This window comes from Halococcus saccharolyticus DSM 5350 (assembly GCF_000336915.1).
Classification (GTDB): domain Archaea; phylum Halobacteriota; class Halobacteria; order Halobacteriales; family Halococcaceae; genus Halococcus; species Halococcus saccharolyticus.
On record NZ_AOMD01000033.1, the window covers coordinates 56,749 to 81,324 of the forward strand.

The following is a 24,576-nucleotide window of genomic DNA, read 5'->3' on the forward strand; positions in this document are numbered from 1 at the left end:
AATGGGTATGGAAGACAAACTTGAAGCGACCGCCGGGAATACAGGAGGCAATGGGTTCCGGCGACGGCTCCGATTCGTGGTCCGATAGAGACGGCTGGGAGACCGCCGCCGACGACGGTGAAACAGAACACGGAGCTGACGGCAAACGCGAGCACGGAGGCGAACGAAGACGCGGAGAGAGTGCGGACGAAGAAGACGGGAGTGGAAACGAAGGAGGGGTGATCGCGCGTGCGCGGTGGCTGGCGACGACCGACCACGAGGCGGTGGCGTTCGTCCGGGAGGTGGCGTCGAGCCTCGCGATCGTGGCAGCCATCGGTCTCCTCCTGTTCGCCGTCAGCGGACTCTGGCCGCCGATGGTCGCGATCGAGAGCCCGAGTATGACACCGAACCTCCAAAAAGGAGACCTCGTGTTCGTGATGGAAGAGCATCGCTTCGCCGGCGAGGCGGCCCACGCCGGGACGGGCGTGGTCGGCTACCGTGCCGGGGAGCAGGCGGGCTACAAGGAATTCAACGAGTACGGCGACGTCATCGTGTACGAACGGAACGGCAACGGACGAGAGACACCGATCATCCATCGCGCTCGTTTCTGGGTGAACGACAGCGAGAACTGGTACGAGAAGGCGAATCAAGAGTATATCGGTGGTGCAGGAAGCTGTGAGGCATTGGCGAACTGTCCGGCACCACACGCCGGCTTCATCACGAAAGGCGACAACAACGGACAGTACGATCAGGTGGATGCTGGGTTCACGGGACCGATCAGCGCGCCGGTCAAGCCGTCGTGGATCACCGGCACTGCGGAGTTCCGCATCCCGTGGCTCGGCGAGATTCGGCTGCTGTTCGGGATGCTGAGTACAGGTGCGAGCGCGTTCGCGGAAACGGCAGCGACGGCAGCCACAGCCGGTGGACCGATCGTCGGTGCGCTCGCTGGCGTCGGGATATTGCAGGCTACCCGGTGATCATTGTGATATTGTGGCAGTAATCGTTGCGATGGTGGCCTGTGGCGTCGGCACGCTAACTGTCGAAACGCGCCTGGACGAACGGCTGAACGTCCTCGATATCGCCGAGTCGTGAGTCGCTGGTGAGAACGGCCTCGGTCTCGTCGATCGGCACTGAAAGGTTCATCTCCTTGGTGCGGCCGTATCGACCCTTCGAGACGACTACCGCGTTGACGATCCCGAGCATGTCGAGTTCGGAGATGAGATCCGTTACTCTTCGCTGGGTCAGCACGTCGGCGTCGATCTCGTCGCAGAGACGGCGGTAAATGTTGTAGACCTCGCCGGTGTTGATGTTCTGTGCGCCGTTGCGTTCGAGGAGGATCACGGCGAAGAGGACGACCTTCGATTGGGTCGGGAGCGTGCGGACGACTTCGACCACGCGGTCGATCTCGATCTTCTCCTGGGCCTGCCTGACGTGATCCTCGCCGACGCGCTCGGTCTGTCCCCGTTCGGCGAGTTCGCCAGCGGTCCGGAGGAGGTCAAGCGCGCGCCGGGCGTCGCCGTGTTCCTGGGCGGCGAACGCCGCACAGAGCGGGATGACGTCCTCGGAGAGGGAGTCGGGTTCGAAGGCGATGTCCGCGCGCGCGGCGAGGATGTCTCGGAGTTGAGTCGCGTCGTAAGGCGGGAAAACGATTTCTTCCTCACCGAGACTCGATTTGACGCGGGGGTCGAGGAACTCGGTGAACTTGAGATCGTTCGAGATCCCCATGATCGATACTCGGGAGTTGTCGAGTTCGGAGTTCATCCGCGAGAGGTTGTAGAGAGTGTCGTCGCCGGATTTCTCGACGAGCTTGTCGATCTCGTCGAGCATGATGACCACGACCCGTTCGTGGTAATCGACCGCGTCGAAAAACGTCGAGTACACGCGATCGGTCGGCCAACCCGTCATCGGGACGGGTTCGAACGCGTCGAGATCGGCTTCGAGCTCCGCGATCCGCTCTTCGACCGCGGCGATCGAGTCGAAGTCGGCCTCGTCGGTATCGATGGTAGTGTCAGTGGAGTTAGTAGAACTGGCCGTGTCCGATCGATCACCAACCGAGGGAACGACATCCGAACTCGTGGCGTCGGGATCGATCTCGGCGTCTTCGTTCGTGTCGGGTTCGATGTCGTCAAGAGAGGTCTGTCCGGTGTCTGCACGCTCTTTCAGCGCGCGGAGGCTGGCGAGGCGTGATTCGATGTGGCGCTCGTTGGCCTCGATGAACGTGTTGGCGAGCTGGGCGAGCACGCGGTACTGGGTGTCGGTGACCTCGCAGTTGATATACTCGACTTCGCAGGGCACGTCGTACTTCTGCGAGGTGGTTTCGAGCTCGTTGCTCACGAACTTCGCGCTCGCGGTCTTCCCGGTCCCGGTCTTGCCGTAGATCAAGATGTTCGAAGGGGTTTCCCCACGGAGCGCGCCGACGAGAATGGTCGCCATGTCGTTGATCTGATCCTGGCGATGGGGAAGCTGATCGGGCGTGTACGAGGGCCGAAGAACGTCCTTGTTCTCGAAGATAGGGTCGCCGCTGAGGAGGTCATCGAATAGCCCTCCCTGAGGCGTATCATCCTCCTGGGGAGTACCATTCTCCTGAGACGTGTCGGACATCGCGGGATCGGCCGTCGCGGACTCGTCCGTGTCGGTCGTTTGGGTCGAATCGGACGGATCAGCAGCACTGGTCGGATCGGCCGAATCGGACGACCCGCCGTCGAGATCGTCGAGCGAGAGATCGTCGATATCGATCCCGATATCGGCGGACGGAGCACTGTCTTCGGCGTCTCCCTCGTCGCGATCGTTCGACGTGGTGTCGTTTCCTCCCATGTTCGGCCTCGGCCCCACCCCCTTCTTTCGGATGGAGGATGCGTCACGCGCCGCCGAAGAGTGACGTATTCCTCCGAGAGAAGCCGTTTCGACCCGGCTGATCAACCAAAGCGCTGCCAGCCCGATCCAGAGTGGTCCAGCGGAACCAGAGGTGGGGAGTACATTAGTCTTTTTGGTTGCTGGAGCTCAACCAGTCAAAGAAATCACTGTTTCACGGAAATGGGATCGAACAAAACGAAGACGACGGTAACGAGAGAGACGATCATACTGATGAAAGAGAGTCATCATGAAAGGTGTTCAGCTGGAAGGGTGAGGATAGGCCAACACCCCCACCCCTTCGTTTCGGGTGGAGTTGGTAAAAGAGGGTGGTGGGGGGAGGGAGACGGTGGAGATTGCTGCTAGAAGAAGATAGATTTAATAGAGAGAAATACGAACCAGACCCGAGGGGTAGAGAAAAGCAAATTCGTTACAGTCACTAGTTGTTTCTAGAGTGTTTCAGCGACTTCTTCTAGGTTAGTTAAGACTTCGCGGTGAGTTTCACTGGCACTTCGCTGATCCGTCTTCGGCTGTGGCTATATAGTTTTGACTGTAGTATATTCTCCGCTTAGGGTATCCCTCATCTCAACACTTCTCTGGAGACGAGCACTCATCCACACTCGTCCTCTCGCCCCACTCCACCCGAAACGAAGGGGTGGGGGTCCATCTACCTCCGAAACCGATCATGACGGACGATGGATCATCCAGTTCGGAGTCAGATGGCAAGTCTGATACGCGTCTGACGTGGTTTTAAGTGTATGCGACGATGCTGTCCGTTCACGATTCGTCCGGCTTGCGAGGGGTGAGATACCAGGATGGGACTGCTTACGGGACTCAGAAACAGCATTGCACGGATGACAACGAGCCTCTTTTCGGGGGGCCAGCAACAGCGCCGAATCGGGATCTACGGACCGCCGAACGCTGGGAAGACTACGCTCGCGAACCGAATCGCGCGCGACTGGACCGGCGACGCGGTTGGCCCGGAGAGCCACATTCCCCACGAGACGCGGCGCGCCCGCCGGAAGGAGGACATCGAGATCGAGCGTAACGGGAAGTCGGTCTCGATCGATATCGTGGACACGCCAGGTGTGGCGACGAAGGTCGACTACACCGAGTTCCTCGAACACGATATGGAGGAAGACGACGCCGTCCGCCGGTCGCGGGAGGCGACCGAGGGCGTCGCCGAAGCGATGCACTGGCTTCGCGAGGACGTCGACGGAGTGATCTACGTGCTCGATGCGGCCGAGGACCCCTTCACCCAGGTCAACACCATGCTCGTGGGGATCATCGAGAGCCAGGACCTGCCAGTACTGATCTTTGCCAACAAGATCGACCTCGACGAGGCGAGCGTCCAGCGCATCAACAACGCCTTCCCCCAGCACGAGACGGTCCCGCTCTCGGCGCTCGAAGGTGACAACATGGACGAGGTGTACGACAAGATCGCGGAGTACTTCGGCTGATGTCCGAAGCACACGACGATCCCGGCACCGACGGCGACGGTGGTGGCAACGATGCCGACACCGAGATCGACGCCGAAAACGGTGGCGGCAACACTGGAGACGGGAGCGGCGTCCAGATCGACATGATTAGCGGCGAGCGGATGGACGGACTGACGAGCATGGAGAAGATCCGGCTGATCCTCGACGGCGTCCACGAAGGCAACATCGTTATCCTGGAAGAGGGCCTCGATCCAGACGAGGAGTCGAAGCTCATCGAGGTGACGATGACTGAGATCAGTCCCGACGAGTTCACCGGTATCGAGATCGAGACGTATCCAGGCACCGAACAGCAGCAAAACGGCGGGTTCTTCGATCGACTGTTCGGCCGGGAATCGCGGACCAAACTCACCGTCATCGGGCCGGCCAACCGACTCGAAACGCTTCACAAAGACGAAACCCTGATCAGCACGCTCGTCACCCGACGATGAGACCATGAGCGCACCCCCTCGTTTCTAATGCCCCACCAGTGTACGGAGTGCGGTCACGTCTTTCCCGACGGATCGAAGGAGATGCTGTCGGGGTGTCCGGACTGTGGCGGGAACAAGTTTCAGTTTCGACCCGCGAGCGACGCACGCGACACCCGAACCGATTCGGACCCGTCGACTGAGTCGGAACCCTCCAGCGAATCGGAACCGTCCACCGAAACCGAGCCGACAGCCCACGACACGTCAGAAACGGCATCTTCATCTCCAGACCCATCCGGTTCCGAGCCAGCCCCAACCGAGCCCGAGAAATCCGCGGCCAACGCAGGGTCGCCCTCGACCGAAGACACAGCTACGTCGGCGTCTACACCCGAAACCAGCGACGGAACCGATGCTGGACCAGCCGCCGACTCATCGCCAGATCATGATGGTTCTCCACCTGAAACGATGGGGGATAACGAAGATCACTCCGAGCAGACCGATCCAACCGAGACCGACGATTCGGAGATGGCGACGCTCCGACGCGAACTCAACGATCAGTTCGAGAGCATCAAGATCCTCGAACCGGGTCAGTACGAACTCAACTTGATGGAGCTCTACAACCGAGAGGAGCGCATCATCGCTCTACAGGAGGACGGTCAGTACGTCATCGACGTACCCGATACGTGGCTCGGTGACGACGACTCCTGAGCAGACGACGAACTCGCCGTGAACCCGGAATCGTCGTAAAACGAAGTTTCAGGCGCTCCGGCGCTCGCGTGCCTTCCGTCGGAGGTTGCCGTAGCCGCACTTTCGACAGCTCTCGGCCCGGGTAGCGTTGCGCGCGTTACACCGCATGCAGATCTGCTTCGCGAGAATGCGTTCTTCCGCCTGCTCGAATCGTGCCATGGACGAGGATGGCACGCGGCGGGTTTAACGGTTGTGAGTCACGCTCATTCCACAGCGAGGGTGTGGACCGCGTTCACTCCGCCGCGAGGTACTCCTCTTGGACCGCAACGATCTCGCTCGAATCCTCGCAGTCGGCGTACCGCCGGAGCGGTTCGTCGTTGACTTCGAGGAAAGTATGTCCCCACCGAAACTTCGCGAGCAGCCGTTCGGCGTGCTCGCGCTCGTCGAGGATACAGCACGCGCCCGCGAGCGCCTCGACCGTCGTGAGTTGAAACGGCGTGCCGTAGTTCACGGGGTTCGCCGCGACGAGGAACGGTAGCGCGCGGTGACGACCCCGGATCGCAAACTGCTCCTCGCGGGCGGTCTCCCACGAGCAATCGAGCGCGATCAGCCGCTCCGTGCGGTCGGTGTCGTCGCTGTCGGCGTCAGCGGTAGCGGAATCGTCCGTGTCGGAACCGCTGGCGTCGGAATCATCCCGACGATCGGCAGGCGAGAGCGCACGCTCGGCGTGAGGGTTCAACACCACGCCGGATGGGGTCGCGCGCGCCGATCGATGGAGTTCGGCGAGGTCGAAGCGCGCGAGCTTCCGGGCGGTGCATTTGTCGGGATCGTCGTCGCCCTCGTATCGAACGTGTACCTCCACGGGAAACGGTACGCGACGGACGAGCAAAAGCGAACCGCGTTCGAGGCCTCAGCTGATCGTTTCGTACTGGTCGGCGAGCTTGTCGGCCGCCTGGCCGAGCTGCTCGCGCTCGTACTCCGAGAGGTTCCAGTCGACGACCTCGGCCCCGTCGCTCGTGAGCTTCAGCGGGACGCCGAGACCGACGTCGTCGTGGCCGTACTCGCCGTTGAGCACGAGCGAGCCGGGCAGCACCGTCCCCGTATCGCGGATGATCGATTCGACAACGTGACCGACGCCGGTCGCCGGCCCCCATTGAGTCGCGCCCTTGCGCTCGATGACGTTCATCGCGCTCTCCTGGAGGCTCTCCAAAATATCCGTGCGCTCGTCGTCCGAAAAGTCGGGATCACGGCCATCGACGCGCACCTTCGAGAACACGGGCACCTGAGCGTCGCCGTGCTCGCCGATGATCGACGCCTCGACGTTGCCGACCTGCGTGTCGAAGCGCTCTCCGAGCACGTACCGAAAGCGCGCGGAGTCGAGCCGGCCACCGAACCCGATCACGTGCTCGCGCGGCCGATCGCCGGTCTCGTAGAGGTGACGATTCAGGAGGTCCACGGGGTTCGAGGTCGTGACCGAGACGAACTCGTCGTTGTGCTCGGCCAACGACGAGCCGATGTCCTCCATGATCGGCGCGTTGTCCTCGCCGAGGTCGAGCCGGGTCTGGCCCGGCTGGCGCGGGATTCCTGCCGTGATGACCACCACGTCCGAGCCGGCGGTGTCCTCGTAGGTGCCCTGCCGGACGGTGGTGTTCGTATCGTAGGCCACGCCGTGGTTGACGTCGGCCGCCTGGCCGATCGTGGTGTCCTCCTGATCCGGAATGTCGACGAACACGAGCTCGTCGGCGATGCCACGCAGTGCGATGTTGTACCCTGCGGCCGCACCGACCGTTCCCGCCGCACCGACCACGCTGACTTTCACCATAACACCGTGCATCACCCGCGGCACGGGTTAAAACGTGTCGAACCACCTTTTTACTCCAGTCCCATCTTTTTACTTCGTCTCCGTTCGCGCGCTTCGCGCGCTCAGGGTCCTCGCAAAAATCTGGACCAAAAACACCCGCTCACTTGGCCTCCGGCCTCGTTCGCGGTGGGATCACTGTCGCTCTCCGCGACCGCTGACTACAACCGCACCGCGACTGCCCGAGCCCTCGGCCACTCACTTCGTTCGGGCCTCGCCCTCGATCCACCGAGGTCCGCAACCGCTCCGCCTCGCACCGCCACCGCGACCGCCGGCCGGCGACCGCAGGTTGCGCCGGCACGCCGATCCGCCAAGGCACGGTGCGGTCGAACGAGGGGCCATTCGCCCCGAGCGAGCGCGTCAAGTGGCTTCGGCCCCTCCGTCGTACAATGAGTGACACCCAGTCCGGCCCGCTCCAGCCCGACCGTCCCGGGAAGGACCGTCCGTTTCGGGTGGACGCGCCGTTCGACCCCGCTGGCGACCAGCCCGACGCCATCGCACAGCTCGCCGAGGGGTTCGAGAACGGGATGGACGAACAGACCCTGCTCGGGGTCACGGGCTCCGGGAAAACGAACACCGTCTCGTGGACCATCGAGGAAATTCAGAAGCCGACCCTCGTGATCGCCCACAACAAAACCCTCGCGGCCCAGCTCTACGAGGAATTTCGCAATCTCTTCCCCGACAACGCCGTCGAGTACTTCGTTTCCTACTACGACTACTACCAGCCCGAGGCGTACGTCGAGCAGACCGACAAGTACATCGAGAAGGACGCCTCGATCAACGACGAAATCGACCGGCTGCGCCACTCCGCGACCCGATCCCTTCTCACTCGCGACGACGTGATCGTGGTCGCGTCGGTGTCGGCGATCTACGGCCTCGGTGACCCCGCGAACTACGAGGAGATGAGTCTCCGACTGGAGGTCGGCCAGACGATCGATCGCGACGAACTCCTCGGCCGACTCGTTGACCTGAACTACGAGCGCAACGACGTCGACTTCACCCAAGGCACCTTCCGCGTCCGAGGCGACACCGTCGAGATCTTCCCGATGTACGGTCGGTACGCCGTCCGGGTCGAGTTCTGGGGCGACGAGATCGATCGTCTCACCAAACTCGACCCCCTCGAAGGCGACGTCAAAGGCGAAGAGCCAGCCTCGCTCGTCCACCCTGCCGAGCACTACTCGATCCCCGAGGATCGCCTTGAAAACGCCATCGGCGAGATCGAGGACCTGATGGACGAACGCGTCTCCTACTTCGAGCGCCAGGGCGACCTGGTGGCGGCCCAGCGCATCGAGGAGCGCACCACTTTCGATCTCGAAATGCTCGAAGAGACCGGCTACTGTTCGGGGATCGAGAACTACTCGGTCCACCTCTCTGATCGCGAACCGGGCGACGCGCCCTCGACACTCCTCGATTACTTCCCCGAGGACTTCCTCACCGTACTCGACGAGTCCCATCAGACTGTGCCCCAGATTCGGGGGCAGTTCGCGGGCGACAAGTCCCGAAAGGACTCGCTGGTCGGGAACGGCTTCCGCCTCCCGACGGCCTACGACAACCGCCCGCTTCGGTATCCCGAGTTCGAGGAGCGCACGGGCCAGACCCTCTACGTCAGTGCGACGCCTGGCGACTACGAGCGCGAGCACTCCGATCAGATCGTCGAGCAGATCGTCCGCCCCACCCACCTCGTCGACCCCAACGTCGAGGTCTCGCCGGTCGACGGCCAGATCGACGACCTCCTCGAACGCATCGACGACCGCGTCGAACGCGACGAACGAATCCTCGTGACGACGCTCACCAAGCGGATGGCCGAGGACCTCACCGAGTACCTCGAAGAGGCGGGCGTCGCGGTCGAGTACATGCACGACGAGACCGACACCCTCGAACGCCACGAACTCGTCCGCGGCCTCCGGCTCGGGGAGTTCGACGTGCTCGTGGGGATCAATCTGCTGCGCGAGGGCCTCGACATCCCCGAAGTGTCGCTCGTGGCGATCCTCGACGCCGACCAGGAGGGGTTCCTGCGCTCCGAAACTACCCTCGTCCAGACGATGGGCCGCGCAGCGCGAAACGTCGCTGGCGAGGTCGTGCTCTACGCCGACGACGTGACCGATTCGATGGAAGCGGCGATCGACGAGACCCAGCGCCGCCGCGAAATCCAGCAGGCGTACAACGACGAGCACGGCTTCGAACCCCGGACCATCGAGAAGGAGGTCGGCGAGACCAACCTTCCGGGTTCGAAGACCGACACCGGCGGCACCGCGGATCTCGAACCCGACGACGCCGACGCGGCAGCGGAACTGATCGAGGAGCTCGAAGACCGGATGAACGAGGCGGCCGAGAACCTAGAATTCGAACTCGCGGCCGACATCCGTGACCGGATCCGCGATCTCCGCACTGAGTTCGATCTCGCGACCGAGGACGGCGTTCCACCCGAAGAGGGTGTGCCGCCAGAAGCCGATTTCTGATCCGTTTTCCGAGAGTCAACGGTACTATGACTTACTCGGGAATAGTCATCTACTGAGTGACGCATTTTATTCACTCATAACAAGCGAAACACAGTCGGTCATTTGCTCACTTTCTTTGGAGCCGGTTTTCTCCATGAGTACCGTTATTCTTCATCCACTACTTCAGCACCTGTTCCCCCAATAACTGGTGTAATTCGGTACGGCTTGACGATATCCATCTGTTTGTCTGAGAGGTTTCCGATACTGTACCCTCCCTCTTGCTTCCACGAATTCGTGCCCTTGATAATGTCGAGTCTCTCGCTCATCTCTGACAGTAGTTCGTCGTGTGGAATCAAGTACCAATCCCCTCTCTCCGGAAAAGCGATGTGGAGATCTTTTTCCTCGTACTTCTTTGCAAAGGTGAGCCGTCCCTTGAGCTAAATTCTGAGGAAAACATCGCTGTCCGCGCCCGCTGAGCGATGAAGTCAGCGCCCTTCCAGTCGTCAGTCAGTCGAATCGTTGAAAATCCGTAGTCTGCGAGGACGGCACAAATTTTCTGATAGTTATAATTCTCTTTCTGTGTGCCTGATAGCTCCTCGTACTCGATTGGTTCGTAGTCGAATGCCATGAGATGCCTGTGAGTGGCTCACGCTCCTTCGGTATTCATGTCAGCCAGATCGCCGTGCTCGCTTTCGCCTGCGGGTTTCGTTTCGTCAAACAATCCGCCCGCAGCGGCCTGCTCGCGCGCTATTGCGATCCCGAAGAACAGCCCCGTCGAACCGACATTGAACACGAGCAGATTGAGCGCCACATTCGTTCCGAACGAATCGAAGAGCACCGTATTCGCGCTGAACGTTGCAACGTGCACCATGACTGCGATGAAAGCCACCTGCCAGCGAGTTTGTTGCCAGTCGAGTCTCCCCGTACCTCCAGGGAGAGTAGCGGCAAATTCGATAGCGAGTCGCGTTCCGACGACGTAGACGACCCCGAGCGCGATGGCGAGTGACGGATCGCTGACGAGCCACGCGAACGTCCCGGCCCCGACGGCGATCCCGCCGACGACCGCGAGAAGCCACGCACGAACTCGATTCATGTCGGCTATTGCACTCTTCGAGTGATAACTGTTCGGTGTCGGTAATTATCGTCGGTTTGCACCGGTCACAGACATCGTGTGCTACTTTCGGCCTGCTGTCGCCCCGTTTGTCCGTCAGCGCCGGGATTTCCGGCGTTTTCCGACGTTCTCAGAGTCTCGCACGGAGCGTCGTCGCGGTCTCTTCCCCGACACCGGTGACCGTCTGCAGTTCCTCGGTGGAGGCTGCACGAACGCCGTCGACGCTGCCGAATCGCCGGAGCAGCCGCCGCCTGGTCTGCGGACCGATCCCCGGCACGTCGTCGAGCACGGTCGAGACCTCGTCGCGGACGGTTTGATGATACTGGACCGCGAACCGGTGAGCCTCGTCGCGCACCCGCTGGAGCAGGTGCCGTTCGGGTGCGTCGTCGGGCCACTCGAACGACCCATCGGCGGTGACGACCCGCTCTTCGGCCTTCGCCAGCCCGATCGCCGGCACGTCCCAGCCAACCGTGGCGAGCGCGTCGCGTGCGGCGTTCAGCTGGCCCTCACCGCCGTCGATGAGAAGTAAGTCGGGCTCCGGGCGTTCGTCCCGGCCCTCGACCGCCCGCCGGGCGCGCCACGCGACGAGCGCGCGCATGTTGGCGTAGTCGTCGTTCTCGTCGTCGAGTTTCTTCCGTCGGTAGTCGGTCTTTTCGGGATCGCCGTCGAGAAAAGTGACGTCGCTCCCCACCGCAGCCCGGCCCTGGGCGTGGCTCACGTCGAACCCCTCGATCCGGCTCGCACTCTCCAGATCGAGCGCGTCGGCGAGTGCGGCGGTGCCGTCCGCCCGGCCCCGTCCGCGACGGGCGTTCTTGAGCGCGAGTTCCACGAGGGTGGCTTCGCGCCCCGCACCCGGCACGCGTACCGCGACTGCCTCACTGTCAAGCCACGCGTCGAGTTCGTCGTCGCTGAACCGTTCGGGCAGGAGAAGCGCGTCGGGCAGCGACCGCTCGGCGTAGTACTGGACGATGAAGGCCGCGAGCACGCCACCGATCCCGTCGGTGTCGTCGTCCGGCACCGAGAGCGTGTGGCGGTCGCGCTCGACGAGCTGGCCATCCTCGCTGTGGAGGCGCGCGACGGTCGCGCGATCGCCCTCGATCACTGCGCCGAGTACGTCGATCCACCGCTCGTCGGCCGCCGACGCCACTGCTGCACCGCCACCGTCGTGAAACGATTCGACGACTTCGAGCTTGTCCCGACAGTTCGCGGCCCGCTCGAAGTTCTGCTCCTCCGTGGCGCGGTCCATCTCTCGGCGGAGCGGATCGGCGAGGACTCCCGTACTTCCCTCCAAGAACCCTTCGACCGATTCGACGTCCGCGACGTATCCGTCCCTACTGATCTCACCGGTACACGGCGCGGTGCAGAGGCCGATGTCGTGGTCGAGACACGGTCGATCCCGTCCCGCGAACTTGTGATCCGAACAGCCACGAACCCCGTAGGTCTCCCGGAGCGCCTTCACGACCGTTTCGACCCGGCCACGTTCGGTGTAGGGACCGAACGCCGTCGCGCCGGGATCCGGGTCCCGGGTGATCTCGATTCGAGGGAACTCGTGGTCGGTGAGCTGCACGAGGGGGTAGGACTTGTCGTCCTTCAGCCGGACGTTGTACCGCGGCTGGTGGCGTTTGATCAGGTTCGCCTCCAGAAGGAGCGCCTGTGTCTCGGTTTCGGTCACCGCCGGCTCGATCTCGACGCTCCGCTCGACCATCCGTTCGATCCGGCGCGAACGCGGGTCGGCGTACGATCGCACCCGATCGCGAAGGTCGACCGCCTTCCCTACATAGAGCGTCGCGTCATCGTCACGGAACTGGTAGACGCCCGGCTCGCGCGGGAGATCGTTTGCACGCTCGCGGACGCTCGCCCCGTCCATCGTGTGGACGAAGGGTCGTGACGCGCTTCAGTCTGACGCGTTCTCCTCTGCGGGTTCTTCGTGTGGGGACCGCGCGGCTTCCGGCCCGTGGCCGTCGAGGCTGACGATGTTTTCGCGACCGATCGAGAGCTTCTCGACAGTCCCTTCGTCGTTCATCGAGGAGAGTAGCCGGCTGACCTTCGCTTTCGACCAGTCGGTTTCCTCGACGATCCGTGTCTGCTTCATCCGTCCGCCATGTTCTCGGAGCAGTGTCTGTACCCGATCCTCGTCGGTCAGCGGCTCAGGCGCTGGCTCGGGAGACGGTTCCGGCTTCGCTTCCGATTCGTCGGCAGCCACGCCGTCTCCGTCGTCGGGGTCCGATGGCCCCCCGGTTTCGGTGGCTCCGCTTCCATCACGGTCGCGCCACCACCGCCGAAAGCGCGTGCCGCCGAAGACGATCGTTCCGCCGACGAGGACGACCAGCCCCACGAGCCAAACCGGTGTCAGCCCGCTCGTCGGGTTGGTGCGAAGGAGATTCAGCTCGGTGCCATCGGAGAGCCAGTCGCCGTCGGTGTCGGCGGCTGAGGGGTCGCTCCCGACTTCCAGCTCCTCGCCGTCACGGACCCCATCACCGTCGGTATCGGGGTCTTGCGGGTTCGTACCGTACCGATTCACCTCCGGACCGTCGTTCAGGCCGTCGCTGTCCATATCGGGGTTCGAGAGGTTGTACCCCTGCTCGACTTCCTGCTGGTTCGACAGCCCGTCGGCGTCGGCGTCGCCCGTTCGGGTGATGACCGTCACCGGGACCGTCTTCCGATCGAGCAGCGTCGCGTTGTACTGATTCGAGAGGCCCTGGAGTTCGACCACCAGTTCTTGCTCGCCGGTAACGTTCGACGGCCACGTGACGTTGGTGAACTCGCTCGTGCCGTTGGTCCCTGGCGAGAGCGGCTTGCGGTCGCAGTCGACGAGCTCCTGCGGTGGTGCGTCCGCCCGCTCGTAGCCGAGACAGACACGATAGTTCGTGAACTCGGGGGAGTCTTGGAAGGTCGCGCTCACGTCGATGGGTTCGTCCTGCCAGACGTAGTTTGAGTCGTTGCCGGCGACCGAACCGGTGACGACGCCGCTGCCGGTCACGCTCACGTCACCGATCCCGCCGGCGGACACCGATTGTCCACCGACCGGGAGGCCGGTGCCGACGAGCACCACCAGGCAGAGCACACCCGCCATCACGCGTGCGCGATCGCTCATTCCTCGTCCGTTGTCGTCACGCGGTCGGTATTACTCTTTGCGTCCGCGATGCGCTCCTGCTACCGGATCGCGAAGCGAGACGCTGGCGAGTCGTGCCTAAAAAATTCGTGCGCCACGGCGGCGCGTGTGGGAATATCCGAGTGGGTGAACGAACGTCGGCCGATCAGGCCTCGGTCGTCGTCATGTTGCCGGACATGTTACCCGACATGTTACCGTCCATCTCGGTCGTCATGTTGCCCGACATGTTACCGGCCATCTCGGTTTCGTTACCCATCATCTCGGTCTCCGTCTCATTGCCCATCATCTCGGTGGTTCCTTCCATTTCGGTCCCCTCCATCTCGGTGGTTTCCTCCATTTCAGTCCCCTCCATCTCGGTCGTCTCTTCCATTTCGGTCTCCTCTTCCATCGCGGTGGTTTCCTCTTCCATCGCCGCGGTGGTCTCTTCGTCCGCAGCCGCGTCCGTCGCGTTGCTTCCGTTCGTGCCGTTGTCGCCACCGCCGCCGCCCATACAGCCGGCGAACAGCAGCATTGTAGCGACGAGTCCGACCGCCAGAACGCGCTTCGACGGGAGACGTGTCCCGAGCGCGTCGAATTTGCTTGTCATGGTTTCGGCACTCGACACGGAGACACGGGGAAGGCATAAATCACCCCAGCCGTTGCGCACTGTTCCGTACCGTTACGGGTTGTTGCCTATTTTCGACCATGAAAAATACGAAAATACACACCGCAGTGTTCTTTTCACGTTGATTCGCCCAAGCGGCTGTTGGTCGCTCGCTCTGACGACGTGCTTCGTACTGATCCCAAACGTCACGTCGCGGTTTGTGCGACATCCCGTCCATCGTCGCCGGTAAAACGGCCACACGAATCGTAACAGCGGGCGTCGTCGCTATCTGGGCCTCTACGACTTCGTCCCGTTGGAACTGCTGTCGTCTACCGCCCCACCAGATGATCGACGATCGCTCGCCGCCATCAACGTCTATCAGCCCCGTGCCATTGGACTGTTTCAGCAGTGAAACGGTATATTCACTGACAGTAATAGCGAGTTACAGGACTGAAACCGAGCCAATTCGCCCGGACTACCCGAACAATGGGCAGTGTCAGCGTTCGACACCCTGCTCGGCGAGGAACGTCTCGAACTCGGCTTCGGTGAGTTCGGGGACGTCCTCGGCGGCGGCGTCGTCGCGTTTTCGCTGACCGGGGTCGTCGCCGACCACGAGATAATCCGTATTGGACGAGACGCTGCCCGTACTTCGCGCGCCGTGACGTTCGACGCGATCAGTTGCTTCTTCCCGGGTCATGGCCGAGAGTCCCCCGGTAAACACGAACGTCAGCCCGTCGAGTTCGTCGCTCGCGTCGGCTTCGACGGGCTGTGGTTCGACGCCGCGCTCGCGAAGCCCCTCGATCGTCTCTCGGTTCCGTTCGTTGTCGAAGAACTCCCTGATTTCGCTCGCGACTCGCGGCCCGACGTCGGGGACCTCGCGGAGAGCGTCCTCGTCCGCAGCCAGTAGGGTATCGACGTCGCCGAACTCGCGTGCGAGGTTCGACGCCGTCGCCGCACCCACTTCCGGCACCCCGAGCGCCGTGAGAAAGTCCGGGAGCGGCGGGTCGGTCGAGGCGTCGAGTTCGTCACGGAGGTTTGCGGCACTCGTCTCGCCCCAGCCGTCGAGCTGACCGAGATCGGCCACTCGCAGGTCGTAGAGATCCGGAAGTGACTCGACCAGCCCGGCGTCGATGAGCTGTTCGACGCGCTCCTCGCCGAGCCCCTCGATATCGAGGCCCTCGCGGCTGGCGTAGTGCTCGACTGCGCGCTGGAGCTGGGTGGGACAGGACACACCGCCGGTACAGAACGCGAGCGGCCCGTCGCGCTCGATCGGACTGTCACAGACCGGACAGCGATCCGGGAACGCGAAGATGCCTTCGCCGCCGTCCTCGACGACTTCCGAGACGTAGGGGATGACGTCGCCAGCACGCTTGAGCCGCACCTCGTCGCCGACGTTCACGCCGAGCTCCTCGACCTCACCCGGGTTGTGGAGGGTTGCGCGCGAGACTTCGACCCCGCCGACTTCGACTGGTTCGAGCAGTGCGACCGGCGTTGCCCGTCCCGTACGGCCGATCTGCACCGTGATGTCGGCGACCCGCGTGACTTCGGTCCGAGCGGGGAATTTGTAGGCGTAGGCCCACCGCGGCGCGCGTGATGTCGTTCCGAGGCGTTCACAGGCCGCGAGATCGTTGACCGAGACCACGGCCCCGTCGATCTCGTAATCGAGGTCCTCGCGATCCTCCCCCAGTCGATCGCGGTACTCGATGGCATCTTCGATCCCGTCGACGACTGCAACCCGTTCGGTGACGCGGAGTCCCCACTCGGGGAGTTTCGCGTACTGTTCCGCGTGTGTCTCGAACGCGTAGCTCGCGTCGAGAACCCCGAAAAAGAAACACGCGAGCGGGCGTTCGGCCGTGATCTTCGGGTCGAGCTGGCGGAGCGTCCCGGCGGCGGCGTTTCGGGGATTGGCGAACGGATCGTCGCCGCGCTCGACTCGCTCGCGGTTGTGGGCGGTGAAGGCCTCGCGCGGCATGTAAATCTCGCCGCGTACGGCCAGGTAGTCGGGGTGGTCGCCTCGAAGGCGCTGTGGAACTGACCCGATCGTGCGGACGTTCGCGGTCACGTCGTCACCTTCGTACCCATCGCCCCGCGTTGCGGCGCGCTCGTAAACGCCGTTCTCGTAGATCACTTCGATCGAGAGCCCGTCGAACTTCGGCTCGCAGACGTACTCGACTGCAACGTCGGCGGGATCGTCTTCACCGTCGCCTTCGCTGTCGAAATCCGCGAGCGAGCGCTGGCCCCCACCGCTGCGGGCGAGTTCGCGCCGAACTCGTGCGTCGAACTCCCGGACTTCGTCGGGATCGCCACTGGAGTCGATCGAGAGCATCGGCGCGACGTGTTCGACGGTATCGAGTTCGTCGAGCGGTTCGCCGCCGACCCGTCGTGTGGGGCTGTTCTCGGTCGGGAGGTCGAAGGCGGCTTCGAGGGCTTCGAGCCGGGAGAACAGTGTATCGTACGTCCGATCGCCGATGACGGGATCGTTTGCGACGTAGTAGCGGTGGTCGTGATATCGGAGCGCCGCGCGGAGCTGTTCGGCCTGGTCACGCGCCGTCTCCTCGCTCAGCTCCTCGACCGGCGCGAACGCCGTTTCGGGGTCGTGGGCGTAGGGATTCCCGTCGATCTCGTCGGCGGCTGCCATCGTCGCTGGTTATTCCCGCGTTCCGCTTAGGCCGTTCGCCTCGTCGTAGTCGACGCGTTCCGGCGTCGCGTTCGAGTCTTGTGCTGTCGGCCGCCGATGGCAAGATAGCGTGATACCGGCGAGGTTTATGTGAGCCGAGACGGACACTCGGGTATGACCGACGACGAGTTCCTGCTGCTCAATCCCGGGCCGGTGCCCGTGACGAGCGCAGTCCGCGAGGCAATGGACGCGCCGATGGTTTCACACCGCTCGGCCGACTTCGAGGCGGTGTACGAGCGCGCCCAGAACGGGCTCGATTACGTCTTCGAACACTCGACGCCACAGGAGCAGTCGACCAGTGCCGGCGGGACCAGTCTCGTTCTCAACGGCACGGCGACGATGGGGATGGAGGCCGCCGTCGCCAACCTCGTCGGCGAGGGCGACAAAGTGGTCGCGCTCGTCAACGGCAAGTTCGGCCGGCGCTTCGCACGGATCGCCGCACGATACGCATCGGTAACCCGGGTCGAGGTCGAGTGGGGCGACTCGCTCGATCCCGACGATGTCGCCGAGGCCGTCACCGACGACACCGATCTCGTGACGATGGTCCACAACGAAACCAGTACTGGAATACTGAACCCCGTTCCCGAGGTGGGCGAGATCGCCGCCGCCCACGACACCCGGTTCGTCGTCGACGGCGTGACCTCGATCGGCGGGGACGTCTTCCGGATCGACGACTGGAACGTCGACATCGCGATCACCGACTCACAGAAGGCGCTCGCCGCACCGCCCGGCGTCAGCGCGATGTACGTGACCGACCGTGTGGTCGAGCATCTCGACGGCGAGCGCGCACCGTTCTACGCCGACCTCGACTGGCATCTCCGGAAGGCCGACGATAACCAGACCCCCTTCACGAGCGCCGTCCCGCTCTTTCGGGCGCTCGCGGTGGCGGTCGAGGAGATCGAGTCGGAGGGAATGGAAGCCCGAATCGACCGTCACCGTCGGCAGGCGGCCGCTTTCCGATCGGGATTCGACGGGATGGGACTCGACGGGTTCCCCACGCTCGGCGACGCGAGCACCCACTCGAACACCGTGACGGCCATCTCGCTGCCCGCATCGGTTCGCGAGAATCCCGAGGAGTTCTTCGCCGCGGTCGACGAGCGCAACGTTTCGATCAGCGGTGGCCAGGCCCACCTCGGCGGCGAGATATTCCGAGTGAGCAATATGGGCCACCTCGCGGACGAACAGGTGCTTCGCGGAATTCGAACCGTGGGCGAGGCGTTTACCGACGTCGGCGTCGATGTCGATCTCGACGCGGGGCTCGACGACGCCCGCGCACAGCTCGACTGATTGCCGGCTACCGGGCGGTCGATGGGCGGCCCGACGATCGTCGATTACTCCTCGGAGCGCTCTTCGACCTCGATCTCGGTCCAGTCGGCGTCCGCCGGCGGCCCTGCGTCGGCTCCATCGGTGCCAGCGTCCTCGACCATCGCGCCGATCTCGTCGGCGAGTTCGTCGACGTCGCCGGCAGCCATCAGCCCCCGAGCCCGCTCGATGGCCGCGTTGGCGTCGCCGTGTTCGACCAGCGCCACCGCGGCCGCCTCGCCCGCCCGTCCGCCGACCTCGGTGCCGGCGGTCTCGGTCACGATCCGACCGAGCAGTCCGTTGTTGTTCACGCCCTTTGCGGCCGCACGACCGATGAGTTTGCCGAGCGTTCGGCCGAGTTGCTCGTACTCGACGGCGTCGTCGAGCGCTGCCCCCTCGGCGAGCGCGTCGATATCGAGCGCCTCCATGATGTCTTCGAGCACGTCGCTCGCGAAATACGCCGCGAGGCCCCGCTCGATCGCTTCCTCGGGTGTGTCGTCGGACATACTGATCGTCTTCTCTGCGGGACTCTCGCCGAATAGGGTTGTGGTTGGCAGGGGCAAGGCCGCTACGAACAGCCGACCAGCGGCCCCACAGGACGGGGACCGGCGACACTTGCCGTAACTCGTGGTTATAGATACGAGCAGATATATGCACCACATACATGACCGACGACGAGCAGCGAGGCTTCGGGACACGGTGTATCCATGCCGGACAGGAGTCGGATCCGGCGACAGGATCGCGCGCGCCCCCGCTGTACCAGACCACCTCCTACACCTTCGACGACGCCGACCGCGCCGCCGATCTCTACGCCCTCGAAGCAGAGGGCGACATCTACTCCCGGATCTCGAATCCGACTGTGGCCACGCTCGAACGCCGCCTTGCCGACCTCGAAGGCGGTGTGGGCGCGCTCTGTACCGCGTCGGGGATGGCCGCGCTCGATGCCGCAACCTTCCTGCTCTGCGAGGCTGGTGACAACGTGGTAAGTGCCGCCTCGATCTACGGCGGCACCCACGCCTACCTCACTCATACCGCTGCGCGCCGCGGGATCGAGGCGCGGTTCGTCGACACGCTCGATCCCGCAGCGTACGACGAAGCGATCGACGAAAACACCGCCTACGTCCACTGCGAGACCATCGGCAACCCCTCCTTGGTGACACCCGACCTCGAAGCCGTCGCCGCCGTCGCCCACGATCACGGCGTTCCACTCTTCGTCGACAACACCTTCGCCACGCCCGCGCTGTGTCGCCCACTCGAACACGGTGCGGACCTCGTCTGGGAGTCGACCACGAAGTGGATTCACGGCTCAGGAACCACCGTGGGTGGCGCGCTGATCGACGCCGGATCGTTCCCGTGGGCCGAGTACCCCGAGAAGTATCCCGAGATCGGCGGTGACAACCCCGCCTTTCACGGTCTGAACTTCGCCGAGGAGTTCGGCGACCGTGCGTTCACTGCGGCTGCCCGCCAGCGCGCGATCCGGAGCCTCGGCGATCAGCAGTCGCCGTTCGACGCATGGGTCACCCTCCAAGGGCTCGAAACTCTCGATCTCCGAATGGAACGCCACTCCGCGAACGCCCACGGCGTCGCCGAGTTCCTCGCCGACCACGACGAAGTCTCGTGGGTCGCCTACCCCGGTCTCGACGATCACGAGACCCACGACGCCGCCAGCGAGTATCTCGACGGTAGGTTCGGCGGAATGATCGCGTTCGGACTGGAGGGAGGCTACGAGGCCGGCAAGCGCCTCTGTGAGGACACCGACCTCGCGAGCTTCCTCGCGAACGTCGGCGACGCGAAGACGCTGGTGATCCATCCCGCGAGCACGACCCACGCCCAGCTCTCGGCCGAACAGCAGCGCGCCTCGGGTGTGACGCCCGATCTCGTCCGGCTCTCCGTGGGCATCGAGGACGAGGCGGACATCGTTGCCGACCTCGACGAGGCGATCGCATGACCCGCGCGACGCGCGACACCCGATCGATCGGCGCGTTCGAGTTCGAGTGCGGCGAATCGATTTCGGAGCTGGAACTCGCCTACGAGACCTACGGCGAGTTCACCGGCGACAACGCGGTCTTGGTCTGTCACGCGCTCACCGGCAGCGCCCACGTCGCCAGCGGCCCACGAGGAAGCGAGTCGAGCCCTCGATCCGGCGACGGTGGCCAACACGGTGACGCGGCGGGCCAGGCCCGCGCGTGGTGGGACGCGATCGTGGGGCCAGGCAAGGCGATCGACACCACGGAGTACTTCGTGGTCTGTGTCAACGTCCCCGGTTCGTGTTACGGATCGACGGGTCCCGCCTCGATCGATCCCGCAACCGACGAGCCCTACGGGGCCGACTTCCCGCCGGTTACGGTGACCGACTGGACCCGCGCCCAGCGCCGGCTGCTCGACGACCTCGGCGTCTCCTCGCTCCACGCCGTCGTCGGCGGCTCCGTGGGCGGGATGAACGTCCTCGAATGGGTGAAGCGCTACCCCGATCGGGTCGAGCGCGCGATCCCCGTAGCGACCGCCGCGCGGCTCGACTCCCAGTGTGTCGCCATCGACGGGATCGCCCGCCGGGCGATCACGACCGACCCCGATTGGAACGGCGGCGACTACTACGGTGGCCCCAACCCCGACGACGGCCTCGCGCTCGCGCGCCAGCTCGGCCACGTGATGTACCTCTCGAAAGAGTCGATGGCGAACAAGTTCGGCCGGCGCGCTGCGGGCCGGGACGCCGTGCGCGATACGTTCCCTGCCGATCCCGCCGCTGGCTTCTTTCCCTACCGTGATGTCGAATCGTACCTCGATTACAACGCCGACGCGTTCGTCGATCGCTTCGACGCCAACAGCTACCTGTACCTCACGCGTGCGATGGACGACTACGACCTCGCGGCGGGCCACGGATCCGACGCCGACGCGCTCGCGGGGTTCGACGGCGAAGTGCTCTGTCTCTCCTTCACCGGCGACTGGCATTTCACCACGGATCAGGCCGCAGCCCTCGCCGACGCGTTCCGGACTGCGGGCGTCGAGACTGCCCACCACGTGATCGACTCCGACCACGGCCACGACGCCTTCCTCGTCGAACCCGAGAACGTCGGCCCACCGATCGCCGATTTCCTCGCCGACGGCGTCGCCGGCCGAGCGGTGACCGACGCGCGCACCGGTACCGACCGCGAGACCGCGTTCGCACCGGTCCACGCCAGCCTGTTCGGCGACTGACGCTCAGAGAACTCCCTGTTCTTCGAGGAGGGTTTGCAGCGTGTCCATCGACGTCACGATTTCGTCACAGTGTGGCTCGACTGCAGGTTTCGGCTCGTACCCCACCGCGAACCCCGCGACCTCGAGCATCGGGAGGTCGTTCGCGCCGTCGCCGACCGCTATCGTGTCCTCGAGCGTGAGACCGGCGTTGTTGGCGACCGCCCGGAGCGCGTCGTCTTTCGTCCCCTCGATCAGCGGGCCCTCGACCTCGCCGGTGAGGTCGCCCTCGTCGTCGAAGACGAGCTGGTTGGCGACGATGGTGTCGACCGGGAGATCGTTCCGCGCGAGCGCGCTCTCGACCCCCCTGCCGAACCCCCCAGTAATAATCGCCGTAACCACGCCAGCATCGTTCAATGCGCGGATGACGTCGCCGGTCCCTGGTCGCAGCTCGACATGCTCGAAGGCTGACTCGACTGCGTCTGCCGAGAGGCCGTCGAGCAGGCCGACCCGCTCGCGGAGGCTCTCCGCGTAGCCGATCTCGTCGTTCATTGCCCGCTCGGTGATCGCCGCCATTTCGTCGGCCACCCCACGCTGTGCGCCGAGCAGGACCGTCATCTCCGAGTCCGAAAGCGTACCGTCGAAGTCGAACGCGACGAGTGTCATGACTGAGCCTTCGGCGCGCGCGGTTTCAATGTATCCGAATCCGGCGATCGCCGAGCCGGTGTGGACGAATCACTCTTCTTCGTGAGCGATGGCGAACGTCCGCGCGCTCGCGCGGTCGGTTTCGAGGAGCTCCATCGCCTCCGCCGCGGGTCTGAATGCGACGGTTCCGGCGTAGGCCATCGCGTACGCACCGGTCACCAGCCCCCGAGCATCGCCGGCTATCTCGATGGAAGCCGATCCGTCACGATGGGCGAGGTTGTTACGATCGATCCCGTACCAGACCGCTCCGCCCTCGACCGTCGACACCGCCGTGCTCGCTTCGCTCAGCGGCTGTCGTCCGTCGTCGCCGACCACATCGAGTCCTTCGATACCTCCTGGCTCGTTCCCTCCCCCGGTTGTCTTCTCAGTGGACACCCAGAGATCGAAGTGGTCGTCGGGATCGAACCCGTCGCGCGATTCGAGCCGTCCCAGTCGCTCGCGCTGTGTGCGGTGATCGGGGAAGACGAGTTCGTCGGGTGGTCGTTGTGGTTCACCGAGTTTCACATCGAACTGTCGTGAATCGCCAGCTGCGAGCCGTGTGTTCGCACGTTCGTGGCCCACACTGAACTCGTGGACGTCCGATCGCGAGCCATACAGCTCCGTCGCTGCCGGCTCCGCGAGATAGGTGCTCACGTCTTCGGGCATCGCCAGCACGGCGTCGAGACGCGCGCCGTCGCTGTCGGGGGCGGTGTCGACGGCGACTTCGAGGCTACCGTCCCGATCGAAGTGCTCGCGCGAGAGGCCCCGGAAGATCGACGTGCGTTCGGAGCTGTCGTCGTACGGGTAGTCGCCATCGACGTAGCCGTCGAAATTCCCGACGAACTGCCACTCGCCAGCTCGGGTTCGCAGCGAGAGCCGGTGCTCGTAGAAGTCGAACCCCGACCCGACGAGCCAGAGATCGAACCGATCGCTCGCGCTTGACTCCGCCGACGTATCGCGTTTTGCCCGGAGCGCGGCGTAGGCGTACTGGTAGCGGTCGCGAGCGAACGTCAGCGTGCTGGCGCATGGTCCGTCGCGCGCCGCCGGTCCGACGTTCGGAACGAAGGGATCGAACCCGTGTTTCGTCGCCTTGTACGCCGTCCTCGCGTACCAACCGACGCCCTCCGCGCCGGCCCCGAGCGCCGCCCGGAGATCCATCCATATCGCCTGCCGGCTCGGGGTGTACTGGGGGTTGATCGTGTGGGCCTCGCCGAGGTAGCTGACCGGTCGATCGTCGGTCAGCTCCCGTGCGTTCGTGACGAGACTCCGAACCGCGGCGTTCGCGGGGCCGGGACCCACGTCTTTGGCGTACCAGCCCCGATAGAAGTCGGTGAACGTGAAATCGGGCAGCGCACCCCGGGATTTCAGGTCCGTCGTGAGCGTCTCGAACGTCCCCGGCTGCTTCCCGTCGACGATGTACGGGAAGTGGACGAAGATCCCGACGTCGACGTTCGGCGCGACGTTCTCGATGCGTCGTTTCTGCGCGGCGAAGATCCGTGGGCCGAGGCGTTCGAGGTTTGCGACGGCGCGATCGTTCCACGTCCCGTCCTCGTTCCATCGCCCACCGACGGGAGCTTCCTGCCAGAGCACGATCCGACCTGTCGGGAAGAACTCTCGATAACGACGGACGACGGCTTCGAGTCCGTCGAGGTGGCGTCGGCGCTTCGCTCCATCACCGACGAACTCGCCCGGTGTGAGCTGTTTGAGCACGCCAACGTTCAGCCACGCCTCGGTGCCGTGGCGGGCGGCCGCAGCCAGGGGCTTTTCGAGTGCCGCCAGGTCATCGGCGTCGGCGTCCGCCTTCGCGATGACCACCGCGAGATCGTGACGGCCGGCGAACGCGAAGAGGTTCTCGCGCACGCGCTCGTCCTTCCAGATCTTCTGTTCGGCCCAGACGAAATCGGAATATCCGGTTTCGGCGTCAGTGGTCGTCGTCTCCCCTCGACGCGTGTCGCTGCCGGTTTCCTGGCTTTCGGTCGTGTCGCCCGGACTGTTCGTCGCGGCCCCGTCACGATCGCTCTCGCCGGAGCAGCCCGCGAGTCCGATCATCCCGGCCGCTGCGGCCGCGTCGAGGAACCGCCGACGTCTCATCGATGGGTGATGGGCGAGCACTCGAATAAGCGCTCGGGTGCAGCGACGACGCTTCGCTCGCACGTCGATATCGTCATGGCTACGAGACCCGCTCGCCGTCGCCACAGGACCATCGTTCCACGCTCGCTGT

At 64.1% G+C, this 24,576-nt stretch carries 22 protein-coding genes; 8 read left to right on the top strand and 14 right to left on the bottom strand.

The annotated features are described in order from the left end of the window. Window positions 1-50: 50 nt before the first annotated feature. A complete protein-coding gene (locus C449_RS15990; RefSeq protein ID WP_006079087.1) occupies window positions 51-956 on the top strand; it encodes a S26 family signal peptidase in 906 nt (301 codons plus the stop codon). A 55-nt stretch (window positions 957-1,011) separates the two neighbouring features. On the opposite strand, the gene C449_RS15995 is transcribed toward C449_RS15990, so the two are convergent. Beyond that, the gene (locus C449_RS15995; RefSeq protein ID WP_006079088.1) at window positions 1,012-2,793 is read right to left on the bottom strand and encodes a Cdc6/Cdc18 family protein; all 1,782 of its coding nucleotides are present in this window, start codon (window positions 2,791-2,793) and stop codon (window positions 1,012-1,014) included. Window positions 2,794-3,644: 851 nt separating this feature from the next. Here C449_RS15995 and C449_RS16000 point away from each other — a divergent pair. The 3 genes from C449_RS16000 to C449_RS16010 are packed head-to-tail and all read left to right on the top strand — an operon-like array spanning window position 3,645 to window position 5,440. Beyond that, a complete protein-coding gene (locus C449_RS16000; RefSeq protein ID WP_006079089.1) occupies window positions 3,645-4,289 on the top strand; it encodes an Era-like GTP-binding protein in 645 nt (214 codons plus the stop codon). After that, complete coding sequence (locus tag C449_RS16005) at window positions 4,289-4,756, top strand: DUF2073 domain-containing protein (protein WP_006079090.1); 468 nt, start codon at window positions 4,289-4,291, stop codon at window positions 4,754-4,756. The genes C449_RS16000 and C449_RS16005 overlap by 1 nt, the downstream gene beginning before the upstream one ends. Before the next feature lie 27 nt (window positions 4,757-4,783). Next, window positions 4,784-5,440, top strand: a complete 657-nt coding sequence (locus C449_RS16010) for an OapC/ArvC family zinc-ribbon domain-containing protein (protein ID WP_006079091.1) — start codon at window positions 4,784-4,786, stop codon at window positions 5,438-5,440. 48 nt (window positions 5,441-5,488) lie between these two features. On the opposite strand, the gene C449_RS16015 is transcribed toward C449_RS16010, so the two are convergent. The 3 genes from C449_RS16015 to mdh form a co-directional block, all read right to left on the bottom strand. Beyond that, complete coding sequence (locus C449_RS16015) at window positions 5,489-5,638, bottom strand: 50S ribosomal protein L40e (RefSeq protein ID WP_006079092.1); 150 nt, start codon at window positions 5,636-5,638, stop codon at window positions 5,489-5,491. A 73-nt stretch (window positions 5,639-5,711) separates the two neighbouring features. Further along, a complete protein-coding gene (locus C449_RS16020) occupies window positions 5,712-6,281 on the bottom strand; it encodes a DUF367 family protein (protein WP_049914379.1) in 570 nt (189 codons plus the stop codon). Between the two features lie 48 nt (window positions 6,282-6,329). Further along, on the bottom strand, window positions 6,330-7,241 hold the full coding sequence (mdh, locus tag C449_RS16025; RefSeq protein ID WP_006079094.1) for a malate dehydrogenase: 912 nt from the start codon (window positions 7,239-7,241) through the stop codon (window positions 6,330-6,332). A gap of 425 nt (window positions 7,242-7,666) precedes the next feature. Here mdh and uvrB point away from each other — a divergent pair, with 425 nt between their 5' ends. Then, entirely contained in the window at window positions 7,667-9,736 is a 2,070-nt protein-coding gene (gene uvrB / locus C449_RS16030) for an excinuclease ABC subunit UvrB (protein WP_006079095.1), read from the top strand. A 143-nt stretch (window positions 9,737-9,879) separates the two neighbouring features. On the opposite strand, the gene C449_RS18170 is transcribed toward uvrB, so the two are convergent. The 7 genes from C449_RS18170 to ligA form a co-directional block, all read right to left on the bottom strand. Beyond that, a complete protein-coding gene (locus C449_RS18170) occupies window positions 9,880-10,041 on the bottom strand; it encodes a hypothetical protein (RefSeq protein WP_161606469.1) in 162 nt (53 codons plus the stop codon). A 26-nt stretch (window positions 10,042-10,067) separates the two neighbouring features. After that, a complete protein-coding gene (locus tag C449_RS16035) occupies window positions 10,068-10,343 on the bottom strand; it encodes a hypothetical protein (RefSeq protein WP_049914380.1) in 276 nt (91 codons plus the stop codon). 18 nt (window positions 10,344-10,361) lie between these two features. Next, the gene (locus tag C449_RS16040; RefSeq protein ID WP_006079096.1) at window positions 10,362-10,808 is read right to left on the bottom strand and encodes a hypothetical protein; all 447 of its coding nucleotides are present in this window, start codon (window positions 10,806-10,808) and stop codon (window positions 10,362-10,364) included. Window positions 10,809-10,956: 148 nt separating this feature from the next. Beyond that, window positions 10,957-12,693 (bottom strand): excinuclease ABC subunit C, encoded by a 1,737-nt coding sequence (locus tag C449_RS16045; protein ID WP_006079097.1) that lies wholly within the window; start codon window positions 12,691-12,693, stop codon window positions 10,957-10,959. A 27-nt stretch (window positions 12,694-12,720) separates the two neighbouring features. Further along, on the bottom strand, window positions 12,721-13,920 hold the full coding sequence (locus C449_RS16050) for a helix-turn-helix transcriptional regulator (RefSeq protein WP_006079098.1): 1,200 nt from the start codon (window positions 13,918-13,920) through the stop codon (window positions 12,721-12,723). Between the two features lie 163 nt (window positions 13,921-14,083). Beyond that, window positions 14,084-14,524 (bottom strand): hypothetical protein, encoded by a 441-nt coding sequence (locus tag C449_RS16055; RefSeq protein ID WP_006079099.1) that lies wholly within the window; start codon window positions 14,522-14,524, stop codon window positions 14,084-14,086. Window positions 14,525-15,017: 493 nt separating this feature from the next. After that, entirely contained in the window at window positions 15,018-17,159 is a 2,142-nt protein-coding gene (gene ligA, locus C449_RS16060) for an NAD-dependent DNA ligase LigA (protein ID WP_006079100.1), read from the bottom strand. Between the two features lie 153 nt (window positions 17,160-17,312). Here ligA and C449_RS16065 point away from each other — a divergent pair, with 153 nt between their 5' ends. After that, window positions 17,313-18,485, top strand: coding sequence for a pyridoxal-phosphate-dependent aminotransferase family protein (locus tag C449_RS16065; protein ID WP_006079101.1), 1,173 nt, complete (start codon window positions 17,313-17,315; stop codon window positions 18,483-18,485). Window positions 18,486-18,529: 44 nt separating this feature from the next. On the opposite strand, the gene C449_RS16070 is transcribed toward C449_RS16065, so the two are convergent. Further along, entirely contained in the window at window positions 18,530-19,006 is a 477-nt protein-coding gene (locus tag C449_RS16070) for a hypothetical protein (RefSeq protein ID WP_006079102.1), read from the bottom strand. A 158-nt stretch (window positions 19,007-19,164) separates the two neighbouring features. Between C449_RS16070 and C449_RS16075 the strand changes: the two genes are divergently transcribed. Then, window positions 19,165-20,448 carry an O-acetylhomoserine aminocarboxypropyltransferase/cysteine synthase family protein gene (locus tag C449_RS16075; protein WP_006079103.1) on the top strand — a complete coding sequence of 428 codons (1,284 nt, stop codon included), beginning with the start codon at window positions 19,165-19,167 and terminating at the stop codon, window positions 20,446-20,448. Then, on the top strand, window positions 20,445-21,695 hold the full coding sequence (gene metX / locus C449_RS16080; protein WP_006079104.1) for a homoserine O-acetyltransferase MetX: 1,251 nt from the start codon (window positions 20,445-20,447) through the stop codon (window positions 21,693-21,695). Before C449_RS16075 ends, metX begins: the two co-directional genes overlap by 4 nt. A 3-nt stretch (window positions 21,696-21,698) precedes the next feature. On the opposite strand, the gene serB is transcribed toward metX, so the two are convergent. Together serB and C449_RS16090 are read right to left on the bottom strand one after the other, a co-directional pair. Further along, window positions 21,699-22,337: a phosphoserine phosphatase SerB gene (gene serB / locus C449_RS16085; protein WP_006079105.1), complete on the bottom strand. Its 639-nt coding sequence runs from the start codon at window positions 22,335-22,337 to the stop codon at window positions 21,699-21,701. A gap of 69 nt (window positions 22,338-22,406) precedes the next feature. Then, window positions 22,407-24,446 (bottom strand): hypothetical protein, encoded by a 2,040-nt coding sequence (locus C449_RS16090; RefSeq protein WP_006079106.1) that lies wholly within the window; start codon window positions 24,444-24,446, stop codon window positions 22,407-22,409. Window positions 24,447-24,576: the final 130 nt, after the last annotated feature.

What these genes read in the sequence shown, in the direction of transcription:
- C449_RS15990 (WP_006079087.1), top strand. Translation starts at nt 51, where the DNA reads ATGGGTTCCGGCGACGGCTCCGATTCGTGGTCCGATAGAGACGGCTGG.
- C449_RS15995 (WP_006079088.1), bottom strand. Translation starts at nt 2,793, where the DNA reads ATGGGAGGAAACGACACCACGTCGAACGATCGCGACGAGGGAGACGCC.
- C449_RS16000 (WP_006079089.1), top strand. Translation starts at nt 3,645, where the DNA reads ATGGGACTGCTTACGGGACTCAGAAACAGCATTGCACGGATGACAACG.
- C449_RS16005 (WP_006079090.1), top strand. Translation starts at nt 4,289, where the DNA reads ATGTCCGAAGCACACGACGATCCCGGCACCGACGGCGACGGTGGTGGC.
- C449_RS16010 (WP_006079091.1), top strand. Translation starts at nt 4,784, where the DNA reads ATGCCCCACCAGTGTACGGAGTGCGGTCACGTCTTTCCCGACGGATCG.
- C449_RS16015 (WP_006079092.1), bottom strand. Translation starts at nt 5,638, where the DNA reads ATGGCACGATTCGAGCAGGCGGAAGAACGCATTCTCGCGAAGCAGATC.
- mdh (WP_006079094.1), bottom strand. Translation starts at nt 7,241, where the DNA reads ATGGTGAAAGTCAGCGTGGTCGGTGCGGCGGGAACGGTCGGTGCGGCC.
- uvrB (WP_006079095.1), top strand. Translation starts at nt 7,667, where the DNA reads ATGAGTGACACCCAGTCCGGCCCGCTCCAGCCCGACCGTCCCGGGAAG.
- C449_RS18170 (WP_161606469.1), bottom strand. Translation starts at nt 10,041, where the DNA reads ATGAGCGAGAGACTCGACATTATCAAGGGCACGAATTCGTGGAAGCAA.
- C449_RS16035 (WP_049914380.1), bottom strand. Translation starts at nt 10,343, where the DNA reads ATGGCATTCGACTACGAACCAATCGAGTACGAGGAGCTATCAGGCACA.
- C449_RS16040 (WP_006079096.1), bottom strand. Translation starts at nt 10,808, where the DNA reads ATGAATCGAGTTCGTGCGTGGCTTCTCGCGGTCGTCGGCGGGATCGCC.
- C449_RS16045 (WP_006079097.1), bottom strand. Translation starts at nt 12,693, where the DNA reads ATGGACGGGGCGAGCGTCCGCGAGCGTGCAAACGATCTCCCGCGCGAG.
- C449_RS16050 (WP_006079098.1), bottom strand. Translation starts at nt 13,920, where the DNA reads ATGAGCGATCGCGCACGCGTGATGGCGGGTGTGCTCTGCCTGGTGGTG.
- C449_RS16055 (WP_006079099.1), bottom strand. Translation starts at nt 14,524, where the DNA reads ATGACAAGCAAATTCGACGCGCTCGGGACACGTCTCCCGTCGAAGCGC.
- ligA (WP_006079100.1), bottom strand. Translation starts at nt 17,159, where the DNA reads ATGGCAGCCGCCGACGAGATCGACGGGAATCCCTACGCCCACGACCCC.
- C449_RS16065 (WP_006079101.1), top strand. Translation starts at nt 17,313, where the DNA reads ATGACCGACGACGAGTTCCTGCTGCTCAATCCCGGGCCGGTGCCCGTG.
- C449_RS16070 (WP_006079102.1), bottom strand. Translation starts at nt 19,006, where the DNA reads ATGTCCGACGACACACCCGAGGAAGCGATCGAGCGGGGCCTCGCGGCG.
- C449_RS16075 (WP_006079103.1), top strand. Translation starts at nt 19,165, where the DNA reads ATGACCGACGACGAGCAGCGAGGCTTCGGGACACGGTGTATCCATGCC.
- metX (WP_006079104.1), top strand. Translation starts at nt 20,445, where the DNA reads ATGACCCGCGCGACGCGCGACACCCGATCGATCGGCGCGTTCGAGTTC.
- serB (WP_006079105.1), bottom strand. Translation starts at nt 22,337, where the DNA reads ATGACACTCGTCGCGTTCGACTTCGACGGTACGCTTTCGGACTCGGAG.
- C449_RS16090 (WP_006079106.1), bottom strand. Translation starts at nt 24,446, where the DNA reads ATGAGACGTCGGCGGTTCCTCGACGCGGCCGCAGCGGCCGGGATGATC.